The organism is Kitasatospora sp. NPDC048662, assembly GCF_055587065.1.
The window spans coordinates 878,715-900,398 of sequence record NZ_JBVJHA010000002.1 but is presented as its reverse complement, the minus strand read 5'-3'; the positions used below and the strand labels follow the sequence as shown (position 1 = coordinate 900,398).

At 66.9% G+C, this 21,684-nt stretch carries 20 protein-coding genes and 2 pseudogenes; 12 read left to right on the top strand and 10 right to left on the bottom strand.

Annotated elements, in window-relative coordinates; translation table 11 throughout:
- Positions 1-70: 70 nt before the first annotated feature.
- A complete protein-coding gene (locus tag ACZ6R9_RS09995) occupies positions 71-346 on the bottom strand; it encodes a DUF2530 domain-containing protein (RefSeq protein ID WP_465537563.1) in 276 nt (91 codons plus the stop codon).
- Between the two features lie 203 nt (positions 347-549).
- Here ACZ6R9_RS09995 and ACZ6R9_RS09990 point away from each other — a divergent pair, with 203 nt between their 5' ends.
- Complete coding sequence (locus ACZ6R9_RS09990; protein WP_465537562.1) at positions 550-2,010, top strand: NCS2 family permease; 1,461 nt, start codon at positions 550-552, stop codon at positions 2,008-2,010.
- Between the two features lie 235 nt (positions 2,011-2,245).
- Here the strand turns inward: ACZ6R9_RS09990 and ACZ6R9_RS09985 are convergent, their stop codons facing one another.
- Entirely contained in the window at positions 2,246-3,034 is a 789-nt protein-coding gene (locus tag ACZ6R9_RS09985) for a GIY-YIG nuclease family protein (RefSeq protein WP_465537560.1), read from the bottom strand.
- Positions 3,035-3,152: 118 nt separating this feature from the next.
- Here ACZ6R9_RS09985 and ACZ6R9_RS09980 point away from each other — a divergent pair, with 118 nt between their 5' ends.
- Complete coding sequence (locus tag ACZ6R9_RS09980; RefSeq protein ID WP_465537559.1) at positions 3,153-4,451, top strand: DNA cytosine methyltransferase; 1,299 nt, start codon at positions 3,153-3,155, stop codon at positions 4,449-4,451.
- On the top strand, positions 4,448-5,251 hold the full coding sequence (locus tag ACZ6R9_RS09975; protein ID WP_465537557.1) for a very short patch repair endonuclease: 804 nt from the start codon (positions 4,448-4,450) through the stop codon (positions 5,249-5,251). Before ACZ6R9_RS09980 ends, ACZ6R9_RS09975 begins: the two co-directional genes overlap by 4 nt.
- A 129-nt stretch (positions 5,252-5,380) precedes the next feature.
- Here ACZ6R9_RS09975 and ACZ6R9_RS09970 read toward each other — a convergent pair.
- A pseudogene (locus ACZ6R9_RS09970) lies at positions 5,381-5,643 on the bottom strand (carbamoyltransferase C-terminal domain-containing protein).
- A 125-nt stretch (positions 5,644-5,768) separates the two neighbouring features.
- Between ACZ6R9_RS09970 and ACZ6R9_RS09965 the strand changes: the two are divergent.
- From ACZ6R9_RS09965 to ACZ6R9_RS09955, 3 genes and pseudogenes are all read left to right on the top strand, one after another.
- A pseudogene (locus tag ACZ6R9_RS09965) lies at positions 5,769-5,915 on the top strand (NCS2 family permease); the annotation flags it as partial.
- Between the two features lie 553 nt (positions 5,916-6,468).
- Positions 6,469-7,182: a hypothetical protein gene (locus tag ACZ6R9_RS09960; RefSeq protein ID WP_465537556.1), complete on the top strand. Its 714-nt coding sequence runs from the start codon at positions 6,469-6,471 to the stop codon at positions 7,180-7,182.
- A gap of 97 nt (positions 7,183-7,279) precedes the next feature.
- On the top strand, positions 7,280-7,555 hold the full coding sequence (locus ACZ6R9_RS09955) for a hypothetical protein (protein ID WP_380479315.1): 276 nt from the start codon (positions 7,280-7,282) through the stop codon (positions 7,553-7,555).
- Between the two features lie 154 nt (positions 7,556-7,709).
- Here ACZ6R9_RS09955 and ACZ6R9_RS09950 read toward each other — a convergent pair whose 3' ends face one another.
- The 6 genes from ACZ6R9_RS09950 to ACZ6R9_RS09925 all read right to left on the bottom strand — a co-directional run bounded on the left by ACZ6R9_RS09950 (position 7,710) and on the right by ACZ6R9_RS09925 (position 14,881).
- Entirely contained in the window at positions 7,710-9,422 is a 1,713-nt protein-coding gene (locus tag ACZ6R9_RS09950; protein WP_465537554.1) for a carbamoyltransferase family protein, read from the bottom strand.
- Positions 9,419-10,651 carry a serine--tRNA ligase gene (serS, locus tag ACZ6R9_RS09945; RefSeq protein WP_465537552.1) on the bottom strand — a complete coding sequence of 411 codons (1,233 nt, stop codon included), beginning with the start codon at positions 10,649-10,651 and terminating at the stop codon, positions 9,419-9,421. The genes ACZ6R9_RS09950 and serS overlap by 4 nt, the downstream gene beginning before the upstream one ends.
- Entirely contained in the window at positions 10,648-11,469 is an 822-nt protein-coding gene (locus tag ACZ6R9_RS09940) for an aldo-keto reductase family protein (protein ID WP_465537550.1), read from the bottom strand. The genes serS and ACZ6R9_RS09940 overlap by 4 nt, the downstream gene beginning before the upstream one ends.
- Positions 11,466-12,569 (bottom strand): radical SAM protein, encoded by a 1,104-nt coding sequence (locus ACZ6R9_RS09935; protein WP_465537548.1) that lies wholly within the window; start codon positions 12,567-12,569, stop codon positions 11,466-11,468. Before ACZ6R9_RS09935 ends, ACZ6R9_RS09940 begins: the two co-directional genes overlap by 4 nt.
- Positions 12,570-14,017: 1,448 nt before the next feature.
- The gene (locus ACZ6R9_RS09930; RefSeq protein WP_465537546.1) at positions 14,018-14,533 is read right to left on the bottom strand and encodes an NUDIX hydrolase; all 516 of its coding nucleotides are present in this window, start codon (positions 14,531-14,533) and stop codon (positions 14,018-14,020) included.
- A 174-nt stretch (positions 14,534-14,707) separates the two neighbouring features.
- Complete coding sequence (locus ACZ6R9_RS09925) at positions 14,708-14,881, bottom strand: hypothetical protein (protein ID WP_465537544.1); 174 nt, start codon at positions 14,879-14,881, stop codon at positions 14,708-14,710.
- A gap of 104 nt (positions 14,882-14,985) precedes the next feature.
- Here ACZ6R9_RS09925 and ACZ6R9_RS09920 point away from each other — a divergent pair, with 104 nt between their 5' ends.
- Positions 14,986-15,831 (top strand): helix-turn-helix domain-containing protein, encoded by an 846-nt coding sequence (locus ACZ6R9_RS09920; RefSeq protein ID WP_465537542.1) that lies wholly within the window; start codon positions 14,986-14,988, stop codon positions 15,829-15,831.
- Entirely contained in the window at positions 15,813-16,025 is a 213-nt protein-coding gene (locus ACZ6R9_RS09915) for a DUF397 domain-containing protein (protein WP_380479337.1), read from the top strand. Before ACZ6R9_RS09920 ends, ACZ6R9_RS09915 begins: the two co-directional genes overlap by 19 nt.
- A 2,034-nt stretch (positions 16,026-18,059) precedes the next feature.
- Here ACZ6R9_RS09915 and ACZ6R9_RS09910 read toward each other — a convergent pair.
- Positions 18,060-18,473, bottom strand: a complete 414-nt coding sequence (locus tag ACZ6R9_RS09910) for a GntR family transcriptional regulator (protein WP_465537539.1) — start codon at positions 18,471-18,473, stop codon at positions 18,060-18,062.
- A 203-nt stretch (positions 18,474-18,676) separates the two neighbouring features.
- Here ACZ6R9_RS09910 and ACZ6R9_RS09905 point away from each other — a divergent pair, with 203 nt between their 5' ends.
- The 4 genes from ACZ6R9_RS09905 to ACZ6R9_RS09890 are packed head-to-tail and all read left to right on the top strand — an operon-like array spanning position 18,677 to position 21,659.
- Positions 18,677-19,066 carry an SCO3933 family regulatory protein gene (locus ACZ6R9_RS09905; protein ID WP_465537537.1) on the top strand — a complete coding sequence of 130 codons (390 nt, stop codon included), beginning with the start codon at positions 18,677-18,679 and terminating at the stop codon, positions 19,064-19,066.
- Positions 19,063-19,320, top strand: coding sequence for a hypothetical protein (locus ACZ6R9_RS09900; RefSeq protein ID WP_465537535.1), 258 nt, complete (start codon positions 19,063-19,065; stop codon positions 19,318-19,320). Before ACZ6R9_RS09905 ends, ACZ6R9_RS09900 begins: the two co-directional genes overlap by 4 nt.
- Entirely contained in the window at positions 19,317-20,747 is a 1,431-nt protein-coding gene (locus ACZ6R9_RS09895; protein ID WP_465537533.1) for an FtsK/SpoIIIE domain-containing protein, read from the top strand. The genes ACZ6R9_RS09900 and ACZ6R9_RS09895 overlap by 4 nt, the downstream gene beginning before the upstream one ends.
- Positions 20,748-20,789: 42 nt before the next feature.
- Positions 20,790-21,659 carry a DUF2637 domain-containing protein gene (locus ACZ6R9_RS09890; RefSeq protein WP_465537531.1) on the top strand — a complete coding sequence of 290 codons (870 nt, stop codon included), beginning with the start codon at positions 20,790-20,792 and terminating at the stop codon, positions 21,657-21,659.
- The last annotated feature ends 25 nt before the right edge of the window (positions 21,660-21,684 follow it).

Sequence of the window (21,684 nt, the reverse complement as noted above, 5' to 3'; positions counted from 1 at the left end):
CACCGACTCTAGGTGGGTGATTTGGGCGGGGCGCCCTGCCTCGGCCGTTTCGTGCCGGACGAGTGGAGCGTCACACCTTCTGGTCGGAGTTCTCCGCCGACTCGGCGGCGCGGGCGCGGCGGATCGCGTCCCGGCGGGCCCGGCAGTACTTCAGGCCGATCAGACCGAGCAGGCCGCCGGACAGGCAGATCCACGGCCAGCTGCCGTGGCCGTGGTCGGACAGCCAGCTCTGGAACGGCAGCAGCGCCACGAAACCGACGAACCACAGCACCGTGCCGGTGCCGACGATGGCGACGTCGTTCGCCTCTAGCGGCGGGGGAGCGGAGCGCAGCGCGGTCTTGGGCATGCGCCTAGCCTACGGGGCGGGCCCGGTCGGGTGGCGCGGGTCCGGCGGGCCGTCCGGTGGGGCGGGGCGTGGCCGGTCTTTCGTATTCGATCGATGCTGGCCGTAAGGGCCTCGCTCTACGCGCGAAGATGGCGCGTCCACGACGGGGATCGCCATACTTGACACTCCCCCCACCCTTGCCTCACCCGATCGAGGACGCCCGAATGTCTCAGGCCCAGTCGACCACCGCGTCGCCCGAGCCCACCCAGCACGCGCCGCAGCCCTCGTCGGGCGCGCTGGACCGTTTCTTCAGAATCTCCGAGCGCGGCTCCACGCTGCCCCGTGAGATCCGCGGTGGTGTCGCCACGTTCTTCACCATGGCGTACATCCTGGTACTCAACCCGATCATCCTGGCCTCGGCCACGGACATGAACGGCACCCACCTCAACAGCGCCCAGCTGGTCACCGCGACCGCGCTCACCGCCGGTCTGACCACCCTGCTGATGGGCGTCATCGGCAACGTCCCGATCGGTCTCGCCGCGGGCCTGGGTGTCAACACCATCGTGGCGCTCCAGCTCGCCCCCAAGATGACCTGGCCCGACGCCATGGGCATGGTGGTGCTGGCCGGTGTCGCGATCATGCTGCTGGTCGCCACCGGTCTGCGCGAGCGCGTCATGAACGCCGTCCCGCTCGGGCTGCGCAAGGCCATCGCCATCGGTATCGGCCTGTTCATCGCCCTGGTCGGCCTGGTCGACTCCGGCTTCGTCTCCCGCATCCCGGACGTCGCCCACACCACCGTCCCGCTGCAGCTCGGCGTGGGCGGCCACCTGCACGGCTGGCCGGTCCTGATCTTCATCGCCGGCCTGCTGCTCACCATGGCGCTGGTCGTGCGCAAGGTGCCCGGCGCGATCCTGATCTCGATCGCCGTGATGACCGCCGTCGCCGTGATCGTCCAGCAGTTCGCGAACCTGGCCCCCGAGCACTGGGGCCTCACCGTCCCGGCCTGGCCCGGCAACCCCGTCGCCACCCCCGACTTCGGCCTGGTCGGCCAGGTCAGCCTGTTCGGCGGCTTCTCCAAGGTCGGTGTGCTGACCGGCATCCTGTTCGTCTTCACCGTGCTGATGAGCTGCTTCTTCGACGCGATGGGCACCATCCTCGGCGTCGCCGACGAGGCCCACCTGCTCGACGAGAAGGGCGACCTGCCCGGCATCAACAAGGTGCTGATGATCGACGGCATCGCCACCGCGGCCGGCGGCGCGACCTCCTCCTCCGCGAACACCTGCTTCGTCGAGTCCACCGCCGGCGTCGGCGAGGGCGCCCGCACCGGCTTCGCCTCCGTCGTCACCGGCGCGCTCTTCATGGTCGCCCTCTTCCTCACCCCCCTGGCGACCATGGTCCCGGCCCAGGCCGCCACCCCCGCGCTGGTCACCGTCGGTTTCCTGATCCTGGCGAACTCCATCAAGGAGATCGACTGGAGCGACTACACCATCGCCATGCCGGCCTTCCTCACCATCGTGATGATGCCGTTCACCTACTCGATCACTAACGGCTTGGGCATTGGGTTCATCACCTTCTGCATCCTGCGCGTCGTCGCAGGTCGCGGGCGCGAAGTGCAGCCTGCGCTGTACGCCGTGGCCGGTGTCTTCGGCTTCTACTACCTGATGCCCGCGCTCGGTCTGCTCTGACCGCGCTGAACGGCCAGAGGTGGCCCTGCACTCTTCGGAGCGCAGGGCCACCTTCGTTGTGGGCGGGTGTGGGTGTTCCCGTCACGCTCCTGCTCAGCCCACCGTCGATACCCCGCGCCCTCCAGCAGGTCATGGAGGACTTCTAGGCCGACCGCCTCGGCACCATCCCCGCTTCCCGAATCACAAAACCGCGACGGGCGGCCCGAAGGGACGCATCCAAGCCGCCCATCAATCTTTAGCCAATTAGCCCGCCCGGCAATTCATTTCCAGCAATAAAATACTTCCGCGCACTTTTGGATTCCAGCTTTTCCTTCGGATACATGACGGCGTATCCAGGGAGCACCATTACTCGCCACGGCTCCGGCAGCTGGGCACTCACGAAGCGAAAGAAGTCATTTGCCGTCATCTCCGACTGCTCGATGACCACTTCGTATCGGTCATAGTACGCGCTTTCAGTTTTGTTGCGGTTATATGCATACCTGAAGGTGTAGGGAAGTGCGGCCTTGGCGTGCTTCAAGACTGAGCCCAGACTGTGAACGCCCGGAGCGAAATCGCGTATCACCCAATCAAGATTGGCCGGATACAGTCGATCGAAGTGATCATCCGAGTAGAGTGTAGTATCGCGCTCGACTCCCGGGTCATTGATTCCGAAGCCATTCTCATTCCAGGGCGCCTGACCCTCGCCCTGGAACTTATCGATGAGAAGCTTTTCCGGAGCGACGGCCGCAAAATCCTCATCCACGGACAGGGCCGTGAAGGTCATCCACTCCAAGTGGATTTTCTCTCTGCCGCTGAGCTTCTTGAAATGCTTCCTCAGCCTCTGGCCAAGAGCAACGTCAGCCTTGCCGATGTACACGGGATCGCCGTGCTGGTAGAGCTGATACACCCCCTTGTGGTCCGGGAGGCGGTCGATGTTCTCCTCGGTCAGGGGCGCCGGACTCAACCCCCTCAGCGCCGTAGCCAGCTGATCGCCGAGTGCCTGCGTGATGCTCAGTTTGAACTCGGCGTGGTTCTCCGGTGACACGACCTGGCTCCCTTCGGGCGAGTGATCGCGATCACCTTAACCGTTGGGAGAGAGGCGCGAGTTGCGAACATTCGTGAAATGTGCTTGATGATCGCCAAGTCCGCGGTACACTTTTCCCATGCCTGAGCTGCGAGAAGAACGCCAAGATGTGGGGACCTGCGTCGAGCTGTTTGCTGGCGGCGGCGGACTCGCCATGGCTGTGCACGCCGCGGGCTTCCGCCCGCTCCTGGTGAACGAGTACGCCCCGCGAGCCTGTGAGTCTCTGCGGAACAACCCGCCGGACCCCAGCGAGCCGGAGAAGCGTTGGCCGCTCGTCCCCGGCGATGTGCGCGAGATCATCAACTTCACTGACCATGTCAAGGACGAGGTGGATGTCCTCGCTGGCGGACCGCCGTGCCAGCCCTTCAGTCTGGGGGGCGCCCACAAGGGCATGGAGGACGAGCGAAACATGTTTCCCGAGATGTTCCGCGCCATCCGCGAGCTGAAGCCGAAGGCGGTCATCTGCGAGAACGTGCGCGGCCTTCTCCGACCGTCTTTCAGGCCCTACTTCGAATACATCTTGAACGAGATGCGCCTGCCATTCGTCAAGCGTGAAAAGGGCGCCACATGGGAAGAGCACAGCGACGTCCTTGAAAAGATGATCGCCAACGACTCTGTCGAGCTGTCGCAGCGCTATGTAGTCAAGGAGATGGAGGTTAACGCGGCTGACTACGGCGTTCCTCAGATCCGGAACCGAGTCATCATCGTCGCGTTCCGTGCTGACCTCGAAATCGACTGGGCTGATTTCATGCCCAAGCCTACGCACTCCGAGGAGTCGATGATCCACTCCATGCGTGAGGGCGGACCTTACTGGGACCGGCATAAGGTGGACGCCGCCGCTCGCAAGCGCGTCATCGACAACCTTCCCGAACTCGACTGCGAGAACGAGAAGGTCAAGGAGAAGCTGAAGCTCGATCCGTGGCGTACCCTGCGTGACGCGATCGCGGGAATCGACGAGAACGAGGGAAGTCCGCTCCCTCCGGTTTCCGAGGAAGCGGTTAAGAACAAGATCATCGTTGGAGGCATCCCGGACCACATCGGCTGGCCTGGCGCACGTATGTACGCCGGGCACACTCCGAACCTCCTGGACCGGCCGGCGAAGACCGTGAAGGCGGGCGTGCACGGTGTTCCGGGTGGGGAATCCGTCATGAAGCTCGACGACGTCGACTTCGCCAACTTCGGCGGCGGGACTGGCTACCGATACATGACCGTACGTGAGACTGCGCGAGTTATGACGTTCCCGGACCGTTGGATTCTCGCCGGGCCGCGGGGAGAGAAGATGCGGCAGCTGGGGAACGCTGTGCCCGTCAAGCTCGGGATGGCCTTCTCCAAGGCTGTCGCCGACGCCCTCAAGTCGGTCCCGGAGAAGCGGAAGTGACCGAAGCCGCGAGCGGTCGGCAGGGGCGTTGGAACGATCAGATGCCCCCCGATCGGGCGTGGAAGCCCAAGCCGGGGATAACCAGGGACACGCGGGCGGCTGAACAGGACCGAGCCGCCGGCAGCCGCCTCACACGTGCGGTCGAAATCGGTGAGGGCCGATACGCGCGTGCGTCCATCGCTCTGCGTGTATACCGCAGAACCCGCCGCATCAGGGCCTACCTGCGGTGGTCGCAGGAAGGCGACACCCGGGAGCGGTACGTCGGCGAGGTGGACGCCGCCACCCGCGCCGCGAACCTCGCACAAGCGTGGGAGATGGCTCGTGCCGCCGGTTATGTCACCACCGAAGTCCTTCCGCCCGGCTCGTGGGCGTCCTCCCCCGCCTCCCACGCCGTCATGGCCGCCAACAAGGGACGGGACACGAAGCCCGAGATGCTGTTGCGGTCCGCACTCCACAAACGTGGTTTGCGGTATCGCGTGGGAGCAAGGCCCCTGCCGGAGCTCCGCCGTACGGCCGACGTGGTTTTCACCAAGGCGCGCGTCGCTGTCTTCGTCGATGGCTGTTACTGGCATGGGTGCCCAGAACACCTTCGCCCCGCTAAGAAGGGCGCGGCGTTCTGGCAAGAGAAGATCTCCGGGAATCAGGCCCGTGACGCTGAGACCAACGAGGCGCTGCGTGGCGCTGGATGGCTTGTCATTCGGGTGTGGGAGCACGAAGATCCTGAACTGGCCGCACAGAGTGTGGCCGAGGCCGTGCAGTCGAGGCTGAACACCACGCCGAGTGCCAACGCCCAGCACTGACCTGGGACGCTTCGGGGCCTTCCCTGCAACTGGGAAGGGCCCCGAAGCGTTAGCAGCGCCCTCCTGGGAGTGGACGAACCGCGAATCCTCTGATGATCGAGGCATCCAACCCGCACCCGACAAAGGAGTTCACCGCGCGGCTGGCGTGCGGACGATCGGCTCGTCGGCCCCGTTGAACGACGTGTTGAGCACCACAGGCAAGCCCGACAGCCGGCAGTACTTCTGGATGACCTCCCAGAGACCGACGCTGCTGGCCTGCTCGACCGTCTGCACCCGCGCAGACCCGTCGGCATGGACGATCGCCGGGATCTCCTCGCGCCGGTGTGGACATACGGGTGCCGTGGCGAGGCAAGGATGCTGCGGGCTCCGAGCGCGCGGGGCCCGAACTCCATGAGGCCCTGGAACCAGCCGGTCATTTGCTCGGCGTCCAGCAGCTTCGCCGCCTCCTGGCGGGGTCTCGGTGGTACGTCGCACCTTGTAGCGGCCCGCTGGAAGGCTGCTGAGGGTCTTCTCGATAATCACCAACGGCTTGGGTATTGGGTTCATCACCTTCTGCATCCTGCGCGTCGTCGCAGGTTGCGGGCGCGAGGTGCAGCCTGCGCTGTACGCCGTGGCTGGTGTCTTCGCCTTCTACTACCTGATGCCCGCGTTCGGTCTGCTCTGACCGCGCTGAACGGCCAGAGGTGGCCCTGCACTCTTCGGAGCGCAGGGCCACCTTCGTTGTGGGCGGGTACGGCATAGTTGCCGCACATTCGGCATCGCAGGCCAGACGATGCGCCAAGCCTCGATCCCATGACCAACACACCACCAACACGCTTGGCGGAACGGGCCGAGCGTGGGGGGAGCGTTTCGGGGTGCCGATCCGGCAGCAGTGGGCGGCAACAGCCGACGGTGTGGTGCGGGACGGCCAGCGCGGCAATGCAGGCGCCCCAGGTAAAGGTTCCGGTTTCCACAGATGCGATCTCGACGTTCCTCTCCCACCAGGGAATTCGCGCCTCTTCGCTACCAGGACCCGCAATTCCGGTCTACGCCGATCGAGCAGTGATCATTTCGCCGAACATCCTCAGTAGCTCAAGTTTCGCTCAAATGTTCTGCCCGAGTTTGCTGCTGATGAAATGCTTGGCCGCAGTTGACAGAGCACCAGCAACTGGGTTTTGCGAACAGTTCGAGGGGTTGTTTGCCGCCCTGTTGCTGGCCGGACAAACGAGGTGGAAAGTATGCGAAAGCTCTTAACGCTCGCGTCGTCGATCCTGCTTCTGGCGGGGGCGGCCACCGGTGCGGCACAGGCCGCACCCCCGAAGCCCGCGTCCTACGTCATGGCGCAGTCCGACGCCCGCGCTGAGGTGTCGGGGATGACGGTCGCTCAAGCCGCAGAGCTCCAGGCGCAGATCGACGACCAGCTCCGGAAGTCTCCGGGAGGCACTCAGATCAGTGCTACCGAGATCTCCTGGAATGGTGGAAACGTCGTCATGGAGTTTCCAGTTCCCGGACAGAAGCAGGCGTCCTTGACGAGTGCGAAGGCCCTTGGGCCCAACGCCGCGCGGCGGCCGGCGGCGGCCGGAGAGGTCGATCTGGTGGCGAGTGGAACCTGCTACGACACAGGCACGTGCCAGTACCAGAAGTGCCCCTACGGGTGGACCGATCAGTGGTACTGCCTGTACCAGGACAGCGACTGGGGTGGTCGGCGACTGCAGTGGAAGGACCACTACCCCTACGAGCAGACGCTGGACACCTGGAACTTCAGCTATCAGGCCTCTGGCTGGGTCAACACCAGCTTGAAGACGGTGGTGGAGGTCTGGGGTCCTGGCGGCCAGCGGCTGTGGTTCGAGCCTGCCCGTGACAACTTCTTCTCGGACCCCACCCACAACTCCTTCGTCGGATGGGATGCTAACGACAAGGCCACCTCGTTCACGTCCTACGGTGACGCCTAACGGTAGCTGAGTAGACAGATTGGTTGGTACGCCGCAGGGCCCAGGACTTCCCTGCGGCGTACTGTCGCCCTCGGGCGTACGAGAGAAAGGCGGCGAAGTGATTGTCGTCGGCTTCGCGTTCATGCAACTGCTGACCTTGGTCGCGGTCGTCTCCGCGCCCGTACGGCACCCCATCGGGCCCCGGGCCCGATTTGTCATGCGGTGGGGCTACGCGGTGTCCGGGGTCGGCGCTGCCGGGTTCCTGATGGGACTCGCGCTGTTCCGGGTCGGAGCGCAGCTGGTCCTCTGGTCGTCGCTGTCGTTCTTTTGGATGGGGACCATGATCCTCATCTTCAGCAAGTGGTGGGCCGTTGCGGACAGGCGAATGCCGTAACCGCCTGCGCATAGCGAGGGGTGAAGCGCCCCGGCCCGGTCGGGTCTTTCGGATGGAGCTCGGGAGTGGTATCCAGCTCCCGAGCCCATGAACATGCGGAATCTACCAATCCGCCTGGCCTGACATCCTCCAGAAAGCACTATCGGATCCCCTTTTATGGACTGTGCGGCGTGGCCACGAATGGTCCGATAACAAGACCATCCAATCCGCATCTCACGAATGTGTTGACCGCGTCGTCCGGAGTGCAGACGATCGGCTCGTCGGCCCCGTTGAACGACGTGTTGAGTACGACCGGCAGGTCAGACAGCTGGCGGTACTCCTGGATGACCTTCCAGAGGTCGGGGTTGCCGGTCCGCTCAACTGTCTGCATACGGGCGGACCCGTCGGCGTGGACGATCGCCGGAATCTCCCCGTGTCGGCGCGGGCGGACAGGGGCCGTGGCGAGCATGTACGGGTACACCAGCGCTCCGGCCGGGGACAGGTCGAAGTACTCGTCGGCGTGCTCGGCCAGGACCGCCGGCGCGAAGGGGCGGAATGCCTCGCGCTGCTTGATCATGGCGTTGATCCGCACTGCGGTCTCGGCCGAGCGGGGTGAAGTGAGGATGCTGCGGGCGCCGAGTGCGCGGGGTCCGAACTCCATGCGGCCCTGGAACCAGCCGATCACCTGCTCGGCGTGCAGCAGCCTTGCGGCCTCCCGATGGGGGTCGGTGGTCCGTCGTACCTCGTAGCGGCCCGCTGGAAGGCCGCTGAGGGCCTTCTCGATGGCCTTGGTGCCGAACTCCGGGCCAAGGAAGGCATTTTGGAGTGGTCGGCGCTCCTTGTACGCACCCGCGACCAGCGCGGCACCGATGGACGTCCCGGCGTCGCCGGCTGCGGGCTGGATGAAGACCTGGTCGAAGCGTCCGGAGTTGATGACCGCGGCGTTGGCGACGCAGTTGAGGGCTACGCCCCCGGCGAGACAGAGCGTTCTGCGTGGCACCAGTCGTTGGGCGTGGGCGATGTAGGCGCTCACCAGCTGCTCGTGGAGGTGCTGGAGGGCGTGGGCGACGTCGCGGTGCCGGTCGGTGATCTCGTCGCCGGGGTTCCGCGGTGGGCCGAGGAGTTCGACCAAGTTGCCGCTGTACAGGGTTCGTTGGGCGCTGGGCCTGCGGTGGTGGTCGAAGTAGCGCAGGTCCAGGCGTAAGCGGCCGGCCGAGGTGTCGAAGTGGGCCAGCCGGGCGAGCCGTTCGCGGTAGGTGCCGCTGCCGTACGCGGCCAGGCCCATCACCTTGTACTCGTCGCTCTGCGGCCGGAACCCCAGGTAGCGGGTGAGTGCGCTGTACAGGTAGCCGAACGAGTGCGGGTAGGTGATGTGGTGACGACGGATCAGTTTTCCGTCGATGCCGTCGAAGATGGCGGCGGTCTCGTACTCGCCGCGGCCGTCGAGCGTGACGACGAGTGCGTTGTCGAAGGGGGAGACGTGGTACGCGCTGGCCGCGTGCGCCTGGTGGTGGGGCACGGGTATCAGCGGCAGGTTCTTCGGTAGGAGACCGCTGCTGCGGATGGTGGCCGGCAACCGGCGGCGCTTGCGGTACTTGTCGAGGTCGGAGAACAGGGATCCGATGGACGCCGGCGTGCCGTGGCGGAGGTTGGAGGGGGCCAGGAGCAGGTGGAGCTTCGGGTCCACGAACAAAGCCACCTGGTCGAGGTCGTCGGCGCTGGCGCCCGCCAGGTCCAGACACGCCTGGATCGCGCGCGCGGGGAACACCTTGGTGTTCTTGATCCGGTTGAGGCGCTCCTCTTCGACGGCGGCGACCACCGTTCCGTTGTGAACGATGGCCGCCGCCGCGTCGTGGGTGCCGAAGTTCATCCCCAGCGTCAGGGTCAATCCCGCCTGCCGATCCATTCCTGTCCGCCCATGTAGGGCCGGAGCGCCTTGGGGATGTAGATCGTGCCGTCGGCCTGGACGTGGTTCTCCAGGATGGCCAGGGCGGCGCGGTCGGTGATGCCGGTGGACGAGATGGTGTGCGGGAGCACGGTCTTGCCGTCGCCGTCCTTGAACCGGATCTTGAAGCGGCGGGACTGGTAGTCCCACAGGTTCGAGTTCGAGTGCGTCTCGCGGTACAGGCCGAAGGACGGGAACCACGCCTCGGTGTCGTACTTCTTGTACGTGGGCGCGCCCATGTCTCCGAGGCACACGCGCACGACGCGGTACGGGAGTTCGAGGCCGTCGAGGATGTCCTCCACGTTGCGCTGGCACTCGTTGAGCCAGTGCTCGGACTGGTCCGGGTGGCACAGCACGATCTGCTCGACCTTGTGGAACTGGTGCGCGCGGAAGCCACCGCGGTTGGTCCGGCCCGCCGCGCCGGCCTCGGTGCGGAAGCACGGGGAGAACGCGGCGACCTGGATCGGCAGCTCCTCGGGGTCGAGGATGGTGTCGCCGTAGAAGCCGATCAGGGTCTGCTCGGTGGTGCCGATCAGGGAGAGGTCGGTGCCCTGCACCCGGTAGAGCTGGTCCTCGAAGAACGGCAGGAAGCCGGTGCCAAAGAACGTGCGCTCGCGCGCCATCAGCGGGGTCATCATCGGGGAGAAGCCGCGCTGCACCAGCAGATCCTGGACGTAGGAGAACATCGCCCACGCGAGGCGCGCGCCGTCTCCCTTCCAGTAGTAGAAGCCGGACCCGGCGACCTCGGCGGCGCGCTTGAGGTCGAAGATGCCCAGACGCTCGCCGATCACCTCGTGGGCGCGGGCCTCATCGGTCGGCTCCGGGGCTCCGACGCTCCGAAGCTCGACGTTGCCCTCGTCGTCGTCACCCAAAGGGGTGTCGTCCGGGAAGATGTTCGGCACGCGAACCCACAGGTCGTCGCGCTCGGCCTGGAGGTCGCGGACGCGGTCGTGGGCGGCCTGGACCCGGCTCTTGAGGTCGCGGGCCGCCTCGATGTCGGTGCCCTTGCCCAGCTTCTTCTGCTGCGAACGCAGTTCCTCGGCCTTGGTCTGCTCGTGACGGAGTTCGGAGTCCACCTCGATCAGGCGGTCAACGTTGACGTCGGAGCCCTTCGCCCGTGCGGTACGACGCACGAGGTCGGGGTCGGTTCGCAACAGGGCAATGTCAATCACGGGAGTTCTCTCCTTGGGATTCCGGTGCGGCCAGTGTAGGAAGAACAGGACCTTGATCGTTCCGAGTTGAGGACAGTGTCGATCACCTCGTTGACGTGGTCGGGGGTGGACATGGTCACCGCGAGGGCGGCGATGCGCGGTTCGCTCAGTGCCCACGTCAACGGCCGGAGCCGTGCTCGGATTGTGGGAGCGAACGCGTTCACCAGCGCTCCGCGGTTGAGCGGCGACATGCCGACGAACGCCTTGCCGGCCTTCTCCACCTGGGCGAGGTGTGTGCGGGCCCACGGTGAGGTGAGGTGGTACTGCGCGGCGACGGCACCGATCGCCTCCACCCTGAGCGCGGCGGCCAGCTCCTGGGGACCGTGGCAGTATGCGTACACCGCGTCCACCCGGCCGGACGCGAAGGCCACACGTGCGCCGTGGCGGAAGAAGCCGCTGAGCGCTCGCGGCCGGTGGAGCTGGTCGGTGCGTTCGGTGCGCTTGAGGTCGATTTCGAGAACGAGCGCGCCGATCCGGGGAATGCCGAGTCGGCCGGTGGTGACCTCGATGGCGGACTGGACACGGGCTTCGAGGTCGCCGTGCAACGGGCACTCGGCCTTGACGAGATGGCGGAGTCCCTCGACCGGCCCGATCCCCTCCAGCACCTCGCGGACGGCCCACTGGGTGTTGAGGTTGGGGTTCGAGTGGATCAGCCGGACGCCGGACTGGAGCGCCGTGCACAGTGCGGCCATCCCGGGGCCCGAGTCCTTCTGCGGGAACAGGCGGCCTGCCACGAAGGTGGAGGTACCGAAGCACAGGCGCTCCAGCCCGGTGGTCACGCCGTCATACCGCCTTCCATCTGCTCACGGGTGAGGATGGTGCGGAAGTGCGCGATGCTCTTCTGCTCGCCGACGACCTTGTCGAAGCGCAGTTCGCCGAGCTGGTCGCGGTAGTGCTTGCGGTTGGGGTTGTCGATGTCGAACTGCTCGCTGTCGCGGTAGCCCGTCAAACGCTTGAAGGTCTCCCGCTTCTCGTCGAGGCTCATCCCCCACAGGACGGGCGGGTTCTTCTGGCTGATGCACACCGTCGTCATGCCGTTGGGGCTGATGCGGAGCTTCCAGCAGCCCCCGCACGGGTAGTCCCAGGAGAACATCGCCAGGACGGCGACCTTCACCCCGGTGTCGCCGATCTCGTAGTAGTTGTAACTGGGGTTGTCGCCCTCGATCCCCTCGCGGCGCACCGGGTGGAGCTCCCCGGCCTTGGCGAGCGATTCGAGGATGGCCGACTCCTCCACGAACTGGTTCTTCCAGAACGCTTCGCCCTCGGCGCCGAGCTGGGCCGGGTTCGACGGGAAGAACTGGTTCAGCTTGATCGCCAACTGCCCTTCCCCACCGCGGTTGTTGAGTTCGCGGGCGTACTCGATGAAGGCCGGCAGCTCGTGCAGGGTGTCGCGCATGGTGACGCACGAGATCTTGGTGAGCGTGGGCAGCAGCTCGACGGAACGTTCGATGCTCCGGAGCGTGTCGCTGTGGAAGCCGCGGCGGGTGATGAACAGGTTTCGCTGCTCGTCGAGGGTGTCGATGCTGACGATCGCCCGGGTGAGGCCGGCGTCGATGGCCTCCTCGATGATGTGGTGCAGCCGGTAGCCGTTGGTGGTGACGATTTGCTGCGTGAAGCCGATCTCCTTCCCGGCCCGGAGCAGGTCCACGAAGTCGCGGCGCACGGTCGGCTCGCCGCCCGTGTAGTGGATGCGGGTGAACCCGATGTCGTGTGCGGCCTGGAGGACTTCGATGGCCTCTTCTAGGGACGGCTGGACGATGACGCCCTGCTTGCCCTCGGGCAGGCAGTACTGGCAGCGGATGTTGCAGCGGGAGGTGATTCCGAAGCGAAGGTTCCACTTGCGCATCCCCGGCGAGTACCGGTTGTCCATCACCTTCATGGCGTTTTCGCCCTTTCGGTTGTTGGGTCGGTCTAACACGAACGGTTCAGTGGTCTCGCAGGACCAGACCCTCCCGGCAAGCGGGAGGAGTCACACGCCCGAAGACCGGCGAGCGTCCCCACCGACCGACACAGAAGTCGTGGGGATCGCCTCCACCGGGAAGTGGAGACGCTCGAAGCAACCGCCGCAGTGGGGGATGCGGCTGAGTCCGCCCTGAGCACGGAGCTGACACGTGCCCAGGGCGGGGTGTGCGGCCCGGCCGAACTTGGGCTCGTCCGCCGGGATTCGGGAGCGGTCGCCCTGGTCCCGCAGCCAGGGCGACCGCCGGTGCGTGTTGGGCGCACCCGTCCGCCGTATGCCTGTTGGGGCCGGCGGGAAAGCCCGGACCGTGCAGGAGCGCTCCGGGAGATCAAGAGCGAAGGCGAGTCAGGGTTCCGGCCCAGCGGGCGAGTCGGCCGAACTGATCACGCAAGGTGGGGAAACGGTGGTGTTCGACAACGGCGAGCATGTCCCGCTCCGTCTCTGCCCAGTGCCAGCGGCAGAGGCCGAGTTCCAGCTCAATTCCCTGTCTCGTGACCATCGTTCCGGCTGGTGCGACGTCACGCACCAAGTGGCACCGGTAGCACCAGCCCGGGGCCCACGGCAGTCCGGCCGGCACTGGGGGGAGGATGCTCGTCTCGAACACCTCTATGAGGTCCGGTAGTTCAGCAGCGATCACGGTGCGATCCGTCCCCGGACGGCGTCCTTGCACGTGACCGCACCCCGCCTCCGCACAGCGCGGTCGTGCCGGCTGCGCCACCAGGTGAGCCAGTCGGAGCCGAACGCCGCTCCGAGCAGAGCGACCAGCACGGCACCGCACGTCCACAGCCACCGGCGGGAGTGGTCGGGGTCCGAAATGGTGAGCAGAACGGCCGGCACCGTGGGGCCCGCGCCCAGGACTACGGCCACCGCGCTGTCCCTGAGCGCTCGACGGTCGGTGCTCACTCTCACTCCAATCCTGACTCGATAGTTGCCCGCCCCGGTCATGACCTCACCTTGCCCCCGGGGCGGGCAGTTGCTCCCGGACCAGTCCCCCGTGACTGGTCCGGTGACCGCCTGGGCGAGGCGGATTCTCGTGGTGGCTGTGGGTGCTGCCGCAACGGCCGTCCTTCCCTCTGCTGCAAAAGTGGACGGCCGTCTCCGTGCACGACGGACACCGGTGCGACAGTGGGACAGCACCCACAGCTCTGCTGGTCGGCGGACCGGCCGTTCCACTCCTGACACGGGGGGCACCCGGGTGCCAGGTGGGGCAGAGCAGGCAGCCGACTTCTCCTCAGCCGCTGACCCGGGAACCGTAAACCGGGCTGACGGCCCCGTCGCTCGCAGAAGGGCGACGAGCACTCGGTTTTCCAGGCCGAGCGGGGCTGCTCACCCGCTTCGGCAGCCGAAGCGGGCAGTTCAAGGGGGCGCTACAGCGCCCGGTGCGCCGGCGTCGGGATGGGGACGCCGTGAACGGTCATGGCGAAGCCGCGTCCGGCCGTCAGCACTCGCAGCGCCTGGATGATTCGGAGCTTCTCCGGGTCATTGAGCTCCGCCTCGAAGATCTCGCTCACCGGCACGAACTTCACCTCCCCGTACGCGCTCCCGGGCATGGGTCGCATCAGCGCCGCCTCGGTGGGCGTGATGGTGCCCCCGTCGAAGATGATGTTGAGCCCCGGCGGGTAGCGGTCCGCCGGCACCCAGTCGTTGCCGAGCACGGTCGGGTACCTGTCCGACCGAACCCCCAGCCGCACCCCCAGGTGCCGGGCGGCGGTGTCGACGGGCGTCTCGTCCGGGTACGCGCCCCAGCTACCACCCGGGAGACCCCAACGCGGGGGGTCCAGCTCCGCCTTGTAGACCAGGACGAGCCGCGGTTCCTGGGCCGCGTCACCGTCCTCGGGCTGCTCGGGCCCCACCAGGAACGCGACGTGAGTACCGATGCGCACGTCTTCCGGGTCTGCCTTGTAGTCCCGTTCTACCGTGTCGTGGTCCGTGCCCGTTGTCATCGCAACCCCAGTTCCATGGTCGTGTGGATCAGTTGAGCGGTTAAGGTGCCGGCTTCGGTCTCGCAGGAAGGCGACGGAAGGGCTTTCCCTGCCTCGCACCGTCGGCCCAGCGGCCTACGCGGCTTCGTCGGCCAGGTGCACCTGGTTGCGGGGCACCTCCAACTCGGTGCCGCCAGCCAGGGGACGCAGGTAGACGAAGCCGCCTCGTACGTCCATGAGTTCCAGGGCCACCTCGCCGGGGCCGTACGTGACGTGGTCGCCGCGTTTGAGCGCAGGTCTGTCGGTCACCGTCTGCTTCCTATCTCTCGCCGGTGTGTAACCAGGATGGGCGCGGGGAACTACGATCGCTAGGTCTTGTCCGTTCATGGATCGGCGAGTTAAGGGGGGCAACGATGAAAGACCTCACAGAAGTTGACGGTTCGTCATCTCCTGCTTTGCGCTTCGGGGAGGAACTTCGCAGGTCGCGGAGGGGGCGAGGGTGGGCGCAGACCGACCTGGCTGACCGCATGCACTGCTCGGGCGGCTTGATCTCGTACATCGAAAGAGGGAAGAAGCCGATCAGTTTTAACTTCGCGGTCAAGGCCGACGAAGTATTCGGGGCCGGCGAGAGGTTCCAGGTGCTGTGGCGGCAGTACAACAACGCCAGCCTCCTGGAGGGCTTCCCCGAGTTCGTCGAGGCCGAGGCCCGGTGCCTCCGACTGTGCGCCTTCGAGCTGGGAGTCGTGCCGGGCTTGTTGCAGACGCCCGCCTACGCCACCGCGTTCGAAGCCGCAGGCGTGAAGCGCGGGCGGATCACTCAGGATCAGGCCGACGAGCGGGTCAAGTTCCTGCTCCAGCGGCAAGAGATCCTCACCCGGGCGCCGGAGCCGAGAGTCCACATCGTCATGGACGAGAGTTGCCTGCTCCGGCCGATCGGGGGCCGGGAAGTCATGACCGAGCAACTGGAGCACTTGGAGGCCCTGGCCGGCCGCCCGAACATCACCTTGCAGGTCGCGCCGTTCGAGATGGCCGAGTACCGATCGTTTCGGCTTCCCACCGTCCTGTTGACCCTCCCCGGCGGAGTGGCCGTGGGCTATGTGGAGTCCCAGCTTCGCGGCTACGTCGAGCGCAGACGTGACGCCGTGTCAGGCTTGGTCGAGGACTACCATCAGCTCCAGGTGGAGTCCCTATCCACTACGGCCTCACTGGCCAAGTTCAGGGCGGTTCGGGAAGGACTTTCATGCAGACCATTGACCTGACGATGAGTCGGTGGGTGAAGAGCAGTTACAGCGGTGGCGGCGGCAACTGCATTGAAATCGCCCCCGACGCGTCTGCCACGCACATGCCTGTACGCGACTCCAAGGACCCGGCGGGGCCAGCACTGGTCTTCTCCCGGGCCGCCTTCAACTCCTTCGTCGCGGCCGTCAAGGTCGGCGAGTTCGGCGACGTCTGACCCGGCAGTGACAGGCGTGGCAGCAAGGAAGCCCCCGCGGCCCGAGAACCTCGGACCACGGGGGCTTCTGACTTCAACGCGACGCCGACGCCGGCTTCCGCCGTTGCTTCGCCACGGGGGAGCCGACCTGATCACGGGCGGAGCTGTGGCAGCGGCACACGGGGCGCCACTTCGGTCGGGCCCCCCGATAGCTGCCGAGTCGTAGGGGCGGGCGGGTTCGGTCAAGGCCGCGCGTACGGACCTGCACGGGGCGACGGCGGCGAGCGGTGCGGGCTTGACGGGTTCCGACCGCCCCGGACAATCGGGCAGCGGGGGGCCCGAACGAACGGCGGGCAACCATCGGCCGTGACCCGGGCCCCGTGGGGCCGGACCGCCTGTCCGGGGTCGTCCTGGCCGACCGACCGCCTCCCGTTCCTAGCGCCGCCAGCGGGGCCGCCCATAGCGGGGCGGAGACAGGAGCGGCGGGCGGAAACGCGGCGGCGCGCGGCCCGCCTCTGGCGGGCCGCCTTGATCCAGTAATGAAACTTTGAACACGCTCCCCCTGCCCGCTTCGTCATCCTGCTTCTGGCCGCTCTCTGCCGGCCGTGCAACTTCCTGGCTGCTGCTGCACTGATCCGCCGCCTGCACCAGGAAATCCGCAGTGCCCTTCTTCGCGTGCCCTTCGCATGCCCCGACCTCGGTCCACTCGCGCGGCCGTGGTCCGCTTCGCCCTCCCCTCCGCCGCAGGCTGTTTCGACGGCTGCCGGTTGGGTGTCACACCGATTGCGCTTGCGGCACCTCTATGGCCCGTACGAGCCGTCTGGCCGCTGTGGCGGCCTACCACAAGATCGGCTCGATGCGTCGGGCTGCTGCGGGGCGAAGGTGGTGCGCGGTCGGAAGAAAGTTCGGCCGACTTGTCACACCGGCACCGGATTTCGGGCCTCTGGTTGTGACGGTGCGGACTGGTGGGACGAACAGGGAGGAACCGGCCATGTCGGGTACGGGTATGAGATCCGGGAAGTCTGTCCACAGGCTGTGCGTGGCTGGATGGTCCTACCGCGAGCGGGACGGCTTCTACCAGGAATCTCCGGCCGAACCCAACCGCGGAATGGCGGCATCGTGTCCCGAGTCCGGCCAGCCGAAGTGGTGGTGCCGAGTGTGTGGTGCACGCCACAGGGAAATTTTTCGAGCCTTCTGGAAGCGGGTGGTTTTTATGCGAACGTCTTACCGTGCAAGGGGCGATTACCACCTGTCATATCTCCCACTCAAGGAAATGGCCGGCCGTCAGGATGGATGTACCCGAGCAGGTCGGGGCCGACGAGACGAAGGGCCGGTGGGGAAACTGTTGCATCTGTGCTGTGATGTGCGCCACCAGACTTGCTCACCCGCCCTGCTCGGCGATTCCGGTTGGTGCCTGTCATCTCTCATAGCTGTTCTATCCGGAAAAGACTTCCAGGTTTCCCGGTTTGAATCGTCCGCCACCTTGCGGTTGGGTTCTTATCGGGCCCCCGGGGCGTGCGGACCTGACGGGACGTGTCCTCATGCAGGGTCAAGCAGCCTCGGAGGGCGTCTGGGGATGCCGGCCGCTGCCAGGGTGGCTGGCGTGAATCTCGGCGGTCGCTCACCTGCGGGGCTGTCTCACCTTGGTGGGCCGCCAAGCGAAACCTTGATGGCCAACCTTGCCGGGGGGAGTTACCGATTCGTTGCCCAACAGGGCTTCCGCGCCAAGGAATCCGCCAAGGGTTGGGGTGTTGAGTGCGGGAACTCACCAGCCCGGCACCCGAACTCACCGGCCTGCGTGGCCGTTCTCACCGGCCGCACCAGGCCGGCTGGAAACTCACCAGTCTTCTCACCGGCACCCGATACGCAACCGTTACGCGCGGTCGGGCCGGCTGGTGAGAAAAGCGGTGAGTTCCGGCGGGTTGAGTGGGGCCACCGAAAACGAACGACATGCGGGGGAAGGGATTCCAATGAACGGCGCAATCGGGGGACTGCTCGAAACGCTGGCGCGGCTCGGTGGTCAGCTGGCCGATCTCAACGAGGAGATGGCTCGACTCAACGAGCGTTTTTCTCAAATCGAGCGAGCTGCTGACGGAACTGCTGCTGCTCTTCCCGAAGCTGCTGCAACTGGGCTTCGAGCCCGGTGACGAGATCAACGATCTTGGCGAAGTCAGCGGCGGATACCTCGACGGTTCCGCCGGCCGTTTCAACCTGCTTGGCAGTGAGCTCCGGCTGAGGCGTGGCGCGCACGAAGGTGCCGACGCCCTGCACGGCATAGACGAGTCCTTCTTCGCGCAGGACTCGGACCGCACTGCGGGCAGTCATGTTGGCGATGCCGAACCGCTTCTCGATCTCCGAGAGGGCGTACAGCTTGTCGCCGGCCTTCAAGCGCCCCTCGGCGATGTCCTGGCGCATGGCGTCGGCGGCCTTCTGATACGGCGCCCGCTCCTCATCGTTACTGCGGCTCATGCTCCCAAGGGTAGCCCCCGCTAGCACACCCAAGCTCTGTCTCATTCGAAATTTCCCTTCGATCGGCATATTCATGGACCAACACTGCTAGCTCTGCTTGACAGTGACAGTCTCACTAGTGCTACAAATGACCTAGCACCGCTTAGCGGTCTAGCAGGGTCGGTCTTCTCCGGCCCCTCCACCACCCACCCCTGGAGTCCTCCATGGCCCGTATCACCATCCGCCCCGACCTGACCGGCACGACCCACATGGTCGCCGTCCCGCCCGTGCCGAAGCTGGCCGACGCCGCCACCGGGCAGGTCGCCACCGACCGCGAGACCGGCGCGACCCTCTACACGGTCCAGCTCCTGGAGACGTTCGAGGCCACCGCTCAGCTGATCAAGGTGACCGTGCCGGAGCCCGGTCTCGACGCCGGCCTCGTGCCCGGTGCGATCGTGCGCCCGGTCGGCCTGATCGCCACCCCGTGGGCGAACCTCTTCAACGGCCAGGTCAGCAACGGCGTGGCGTACCGGGCTGAGGCCCTGGTTCCCGCCGCCCCGGCGGCCCCGGCGTCGAAGTCGGCCGCCAAGAGCGCTGAGCCCGTCGCCTCGTGACCGGCACCCGCCCCGCCCGGATCGTCGGGCCCGTGGACTTCTCCTCCACGGGCCCGGCCCCGGCCGCCGACCCGGCCGTGTATCCGCTCCCGGCCCCGGATGGCGACCCCCGCTTCGCGCTTGGCCTGCTCTTCGACGACGCCAAGGTGCTGGAAGCCCACGGCTACCCGCCGATCACCTCCGGCCCGGACCTGCTGAACCTGCGCCAAGCCCTCTTCCGCTTCCTCTACCTCCCCAAGGACCCCACCTCGTGATCGCCGCCCCGTCGATGGCCACCACCGGCCCGCTCGACGCAATGCTGTGGCTGCCCTACGCTGCCGCGGTCGTCGTCCTCGGCCTGCTCGGCTGGCTGATCGTGATCGGTGTGCGCTTCCTGTCCGCCGACAAGGAGACACGCCGCTCGATTCGGCAGGCCGCCCGTATGCGCCGCACCTGGCCGCGCCTGGCCCGCAACCTGGGGCTCGTCACCCCCGACCGCACACCCACCTTCCTCCAGTCCCTCGCCAGCGGGGACAAGAAGCCCGAACCCCGCATCCTCACCCCGAGCCTCTCCACCAAGCCTGACCCGTACGGCGTCACGGTCACCGTGAAGACGGTGCCGAAGATCGGGCTGGAGGAGTTCCAGAAGCGCGCCGACCACCTCGCGGACGCCTGGGCCTGCACCCGCGTCTCCGTGAACCCGGACGGCCCCGGCAAGCTCCGCATCCGCGCCGTACGCCGTGAACCCCTTTTCGAGCCCTACGCCTTCACGCCCGACGGCAAGCCCCCGGCGGACCTGTCTGTATGGGACCTGGGCATCGACGAGTACGCCCTCGCCTCCGTCCTGCGCATGTCCAACGTGCCCGGCGTGTGTGTGGCCGGCCTGCCCGGCTACGGCAAGACCTCGCTGATCAACGGCCTGATCTCCCGTCTCGCACCCTCCGGCGCCGTCCAGTTCGCCGTGGCCGATGGCAAGGTGTCAGAGGCGCACGAAGGCGACTACGCCGACGTCGTGAACCGCCTGTTCGCCTTCGTCGGTGACGACCTGGAAGCCGCTAACAAGCTCTTCCGCCGCCTGGTGAAGCTGCGGCGCGCACGCTCCTCCTCGATCCGCCGGCTGCTGGGCACCACCAACATGTGGTCCAAGGGCCCCAGCGCGGAATGGCCGTTGGTCGTCCTGGTGGTCGACGAAGCGCACACCTACTTCCGCGAGTACAAGGGCTCCGACTCCACCACCAAGCGCCTTGCCCAGCTCGCGGCCGACAACGCGCGCTTGGTCGAAGACCTGGTCAAGAAGGGCCGCTCGGTGGGCATCGTGGTCGTCCTGGCCACCCAGAAGGCGACCGGCGACGCCATCCCCACCTTCATCCGCGACGTGTGCCCGGTCTCGCTGTCCTTCGCCCAGAAGACCACCGAAGCCGCGGTGGCCGCCCTCGGTGAGGACATCCGCAACTGGCCCGACGCCAACCCCGTCACGATGCAGGGCCCCGGCTTCGTCGGCGTCGCGTCCATGGTCCGGCAGGGCCACGAAGGCTTCACCCGCATCCGGGTGCCTTACGTCGAGCCCGACCACGTCGCCCGCGTCGCCGAAGCCTCCGCGCACCTGACGGCCGACCCCTTCGAGCTGCTGACCCTCCAGGCCGGACCGGGCCTGTTCAAGGATGGCCTGTTCAAGGACACCGACTTCGACACCACCGCCTGACCACCGTGGCACCAATGTGCAGAGCAGAGAGGAAAGTTGGCGATGCCCGCCACCACCTTTGCCACGCCCGGTCTGGCCGGCCCGGGAGCGTTCACCCGCGTCACGGTCACGGTGGTGATGGCGGTCATCGCCGCCCTGGCCTTCGTCTTCTCCTTCGGCAACGTCTGGGCCCTCGCCCTCCGCCTGGGCATCCCACGCCCGATCGCGCCCCTGATCGCCCCGATGGTGGATCTGTCCGTCGTCGGCCTCCTCGTCGCCCTCCACCACCTCATCCTGACCGGCACCGGCCCGGCCCAACTCGCCTCGGCCAAGCGGCTGATGCACCTGTGCGGCCTGCTCACCGTCGCCCTCAACATTGCCGATCCCCTCCTCACCGGCCACATCGGACGGGCTGCCCTCGATGCCGTCGCCCCCGTTCTTCTCCTCGGCTGGGGAGTTGTCGGCCCTGACCTCCTGCACCACCTCGCCAGCCCAACCACTTGTCTCAGCAAGGATGTTGCTCCTGACCTCCGTCCCGTCCCGCCCGCCGTCCTCGATCGGCCCGTCCCCGTACCCGCCGCGTCCCCGGCGGAACCCGCCCCGGCCGTTGAACCCCGCACCCCTGCAAACAGCACCGAACCCGAGCAGGGGCCCACACCGCCGCTGCCTCCGGCCGCTGACCTGACCGGCCCGGACGCCGAACCCGCACTCGCGCCGGACAGCGAACCTGATCCGGAACCCGCCCCGGTCCTGGTGCCCACGGCCCTGCCGAGCGTTCCGGCACCGCTCCTCGCGGCCGGACGCCGCATTGCCGACGACCACCACGTCCGCACCGGCACCGTGATCACCCCGGCCGAACTGCGCGTCCGCCTCGGCGTTCCCGCCACTCTCGCCGACGCCGTCCACACCCACCTGGCCGCCGTCCCGGCCTGACGCACCACCACTCCGCCTCGCGCCG

Bases quoted from the DNA above. Each gene is read 5' to 3' on its own strand.
- ACZ6R9_RS09995 (WP_465537563.1), bottom strand. From the start codon at position 346: ATGCCCAAGACCGCGCTGCGCTCCGCTCCCCCGCCGCTAGAGGCGAAC.
- ACZ6R9_RS09990 (WP_465537562.1), top strand. From the start codon at position 550: ATGTCTCAGGCCCAGTCGACCACCGCGTCGCCCGAGCCCACCCAGCAC.
- ACZ6R9_RS09980 (WP_465537559.1), top strand. From the start codon at position 3,153: ATGCCTGAGCTGCGAGAAGAACGCCAAGATGTGGGGACCTGCGTCGAG.
- ACZ6R9_RS09960 (WP_465537556.1), top strand. From the start codon at position 6,469: ATGCGAAAGCTCTTAACGCTCGCGTCGTCGATCCTGCTTCTGGCGGGG.
- ACZ6R9_RS09935 (WP_465537548.1), bottom strand. From the start codon at position 12,569: ATGAAGGTGATGGACAACCGGTACTCGCCGGGGATGCGCAAGTGGAAC.
- ACZ6R9_RS09920 (WP_465537542.1), top strand. From the start codon at position 14,986: ATGAAAGACCTCACAGAAGTTGACGGTTCGTCATCTCCTGCTTTGCGC.
- ACZ6R9_RS09915 (WP_380479337.1), top strand. From the start codon at position 15,813: ATGCAGACCATTGACCTGACGATGAGTCGGTGGGTGAAGAGCAGTTAC.
- ACZ6R9_RS09910 (WP_465537539.1), bottom strand. From the start codon at position 18,473: ATGAGCCGCAGTAACGATGAGGAGCGGGCGCCGTATCAGAAGGCCGCC.
- ACZ6R9_RS09905 (WP_465537537.1), top strand. From the start codon at position 18,677: ATGGCCCGTATCACCATCCGCCCCGACCTGACCGGCACGACCCACATG.
- ACZ6R9_RS09890 (WP_465537531.1), top strand. From the start codon at position 20,790: ATGCCCGCCACCACCTTTGCCACGCCCGGTCTGGCCGGCCCGGGAGCG.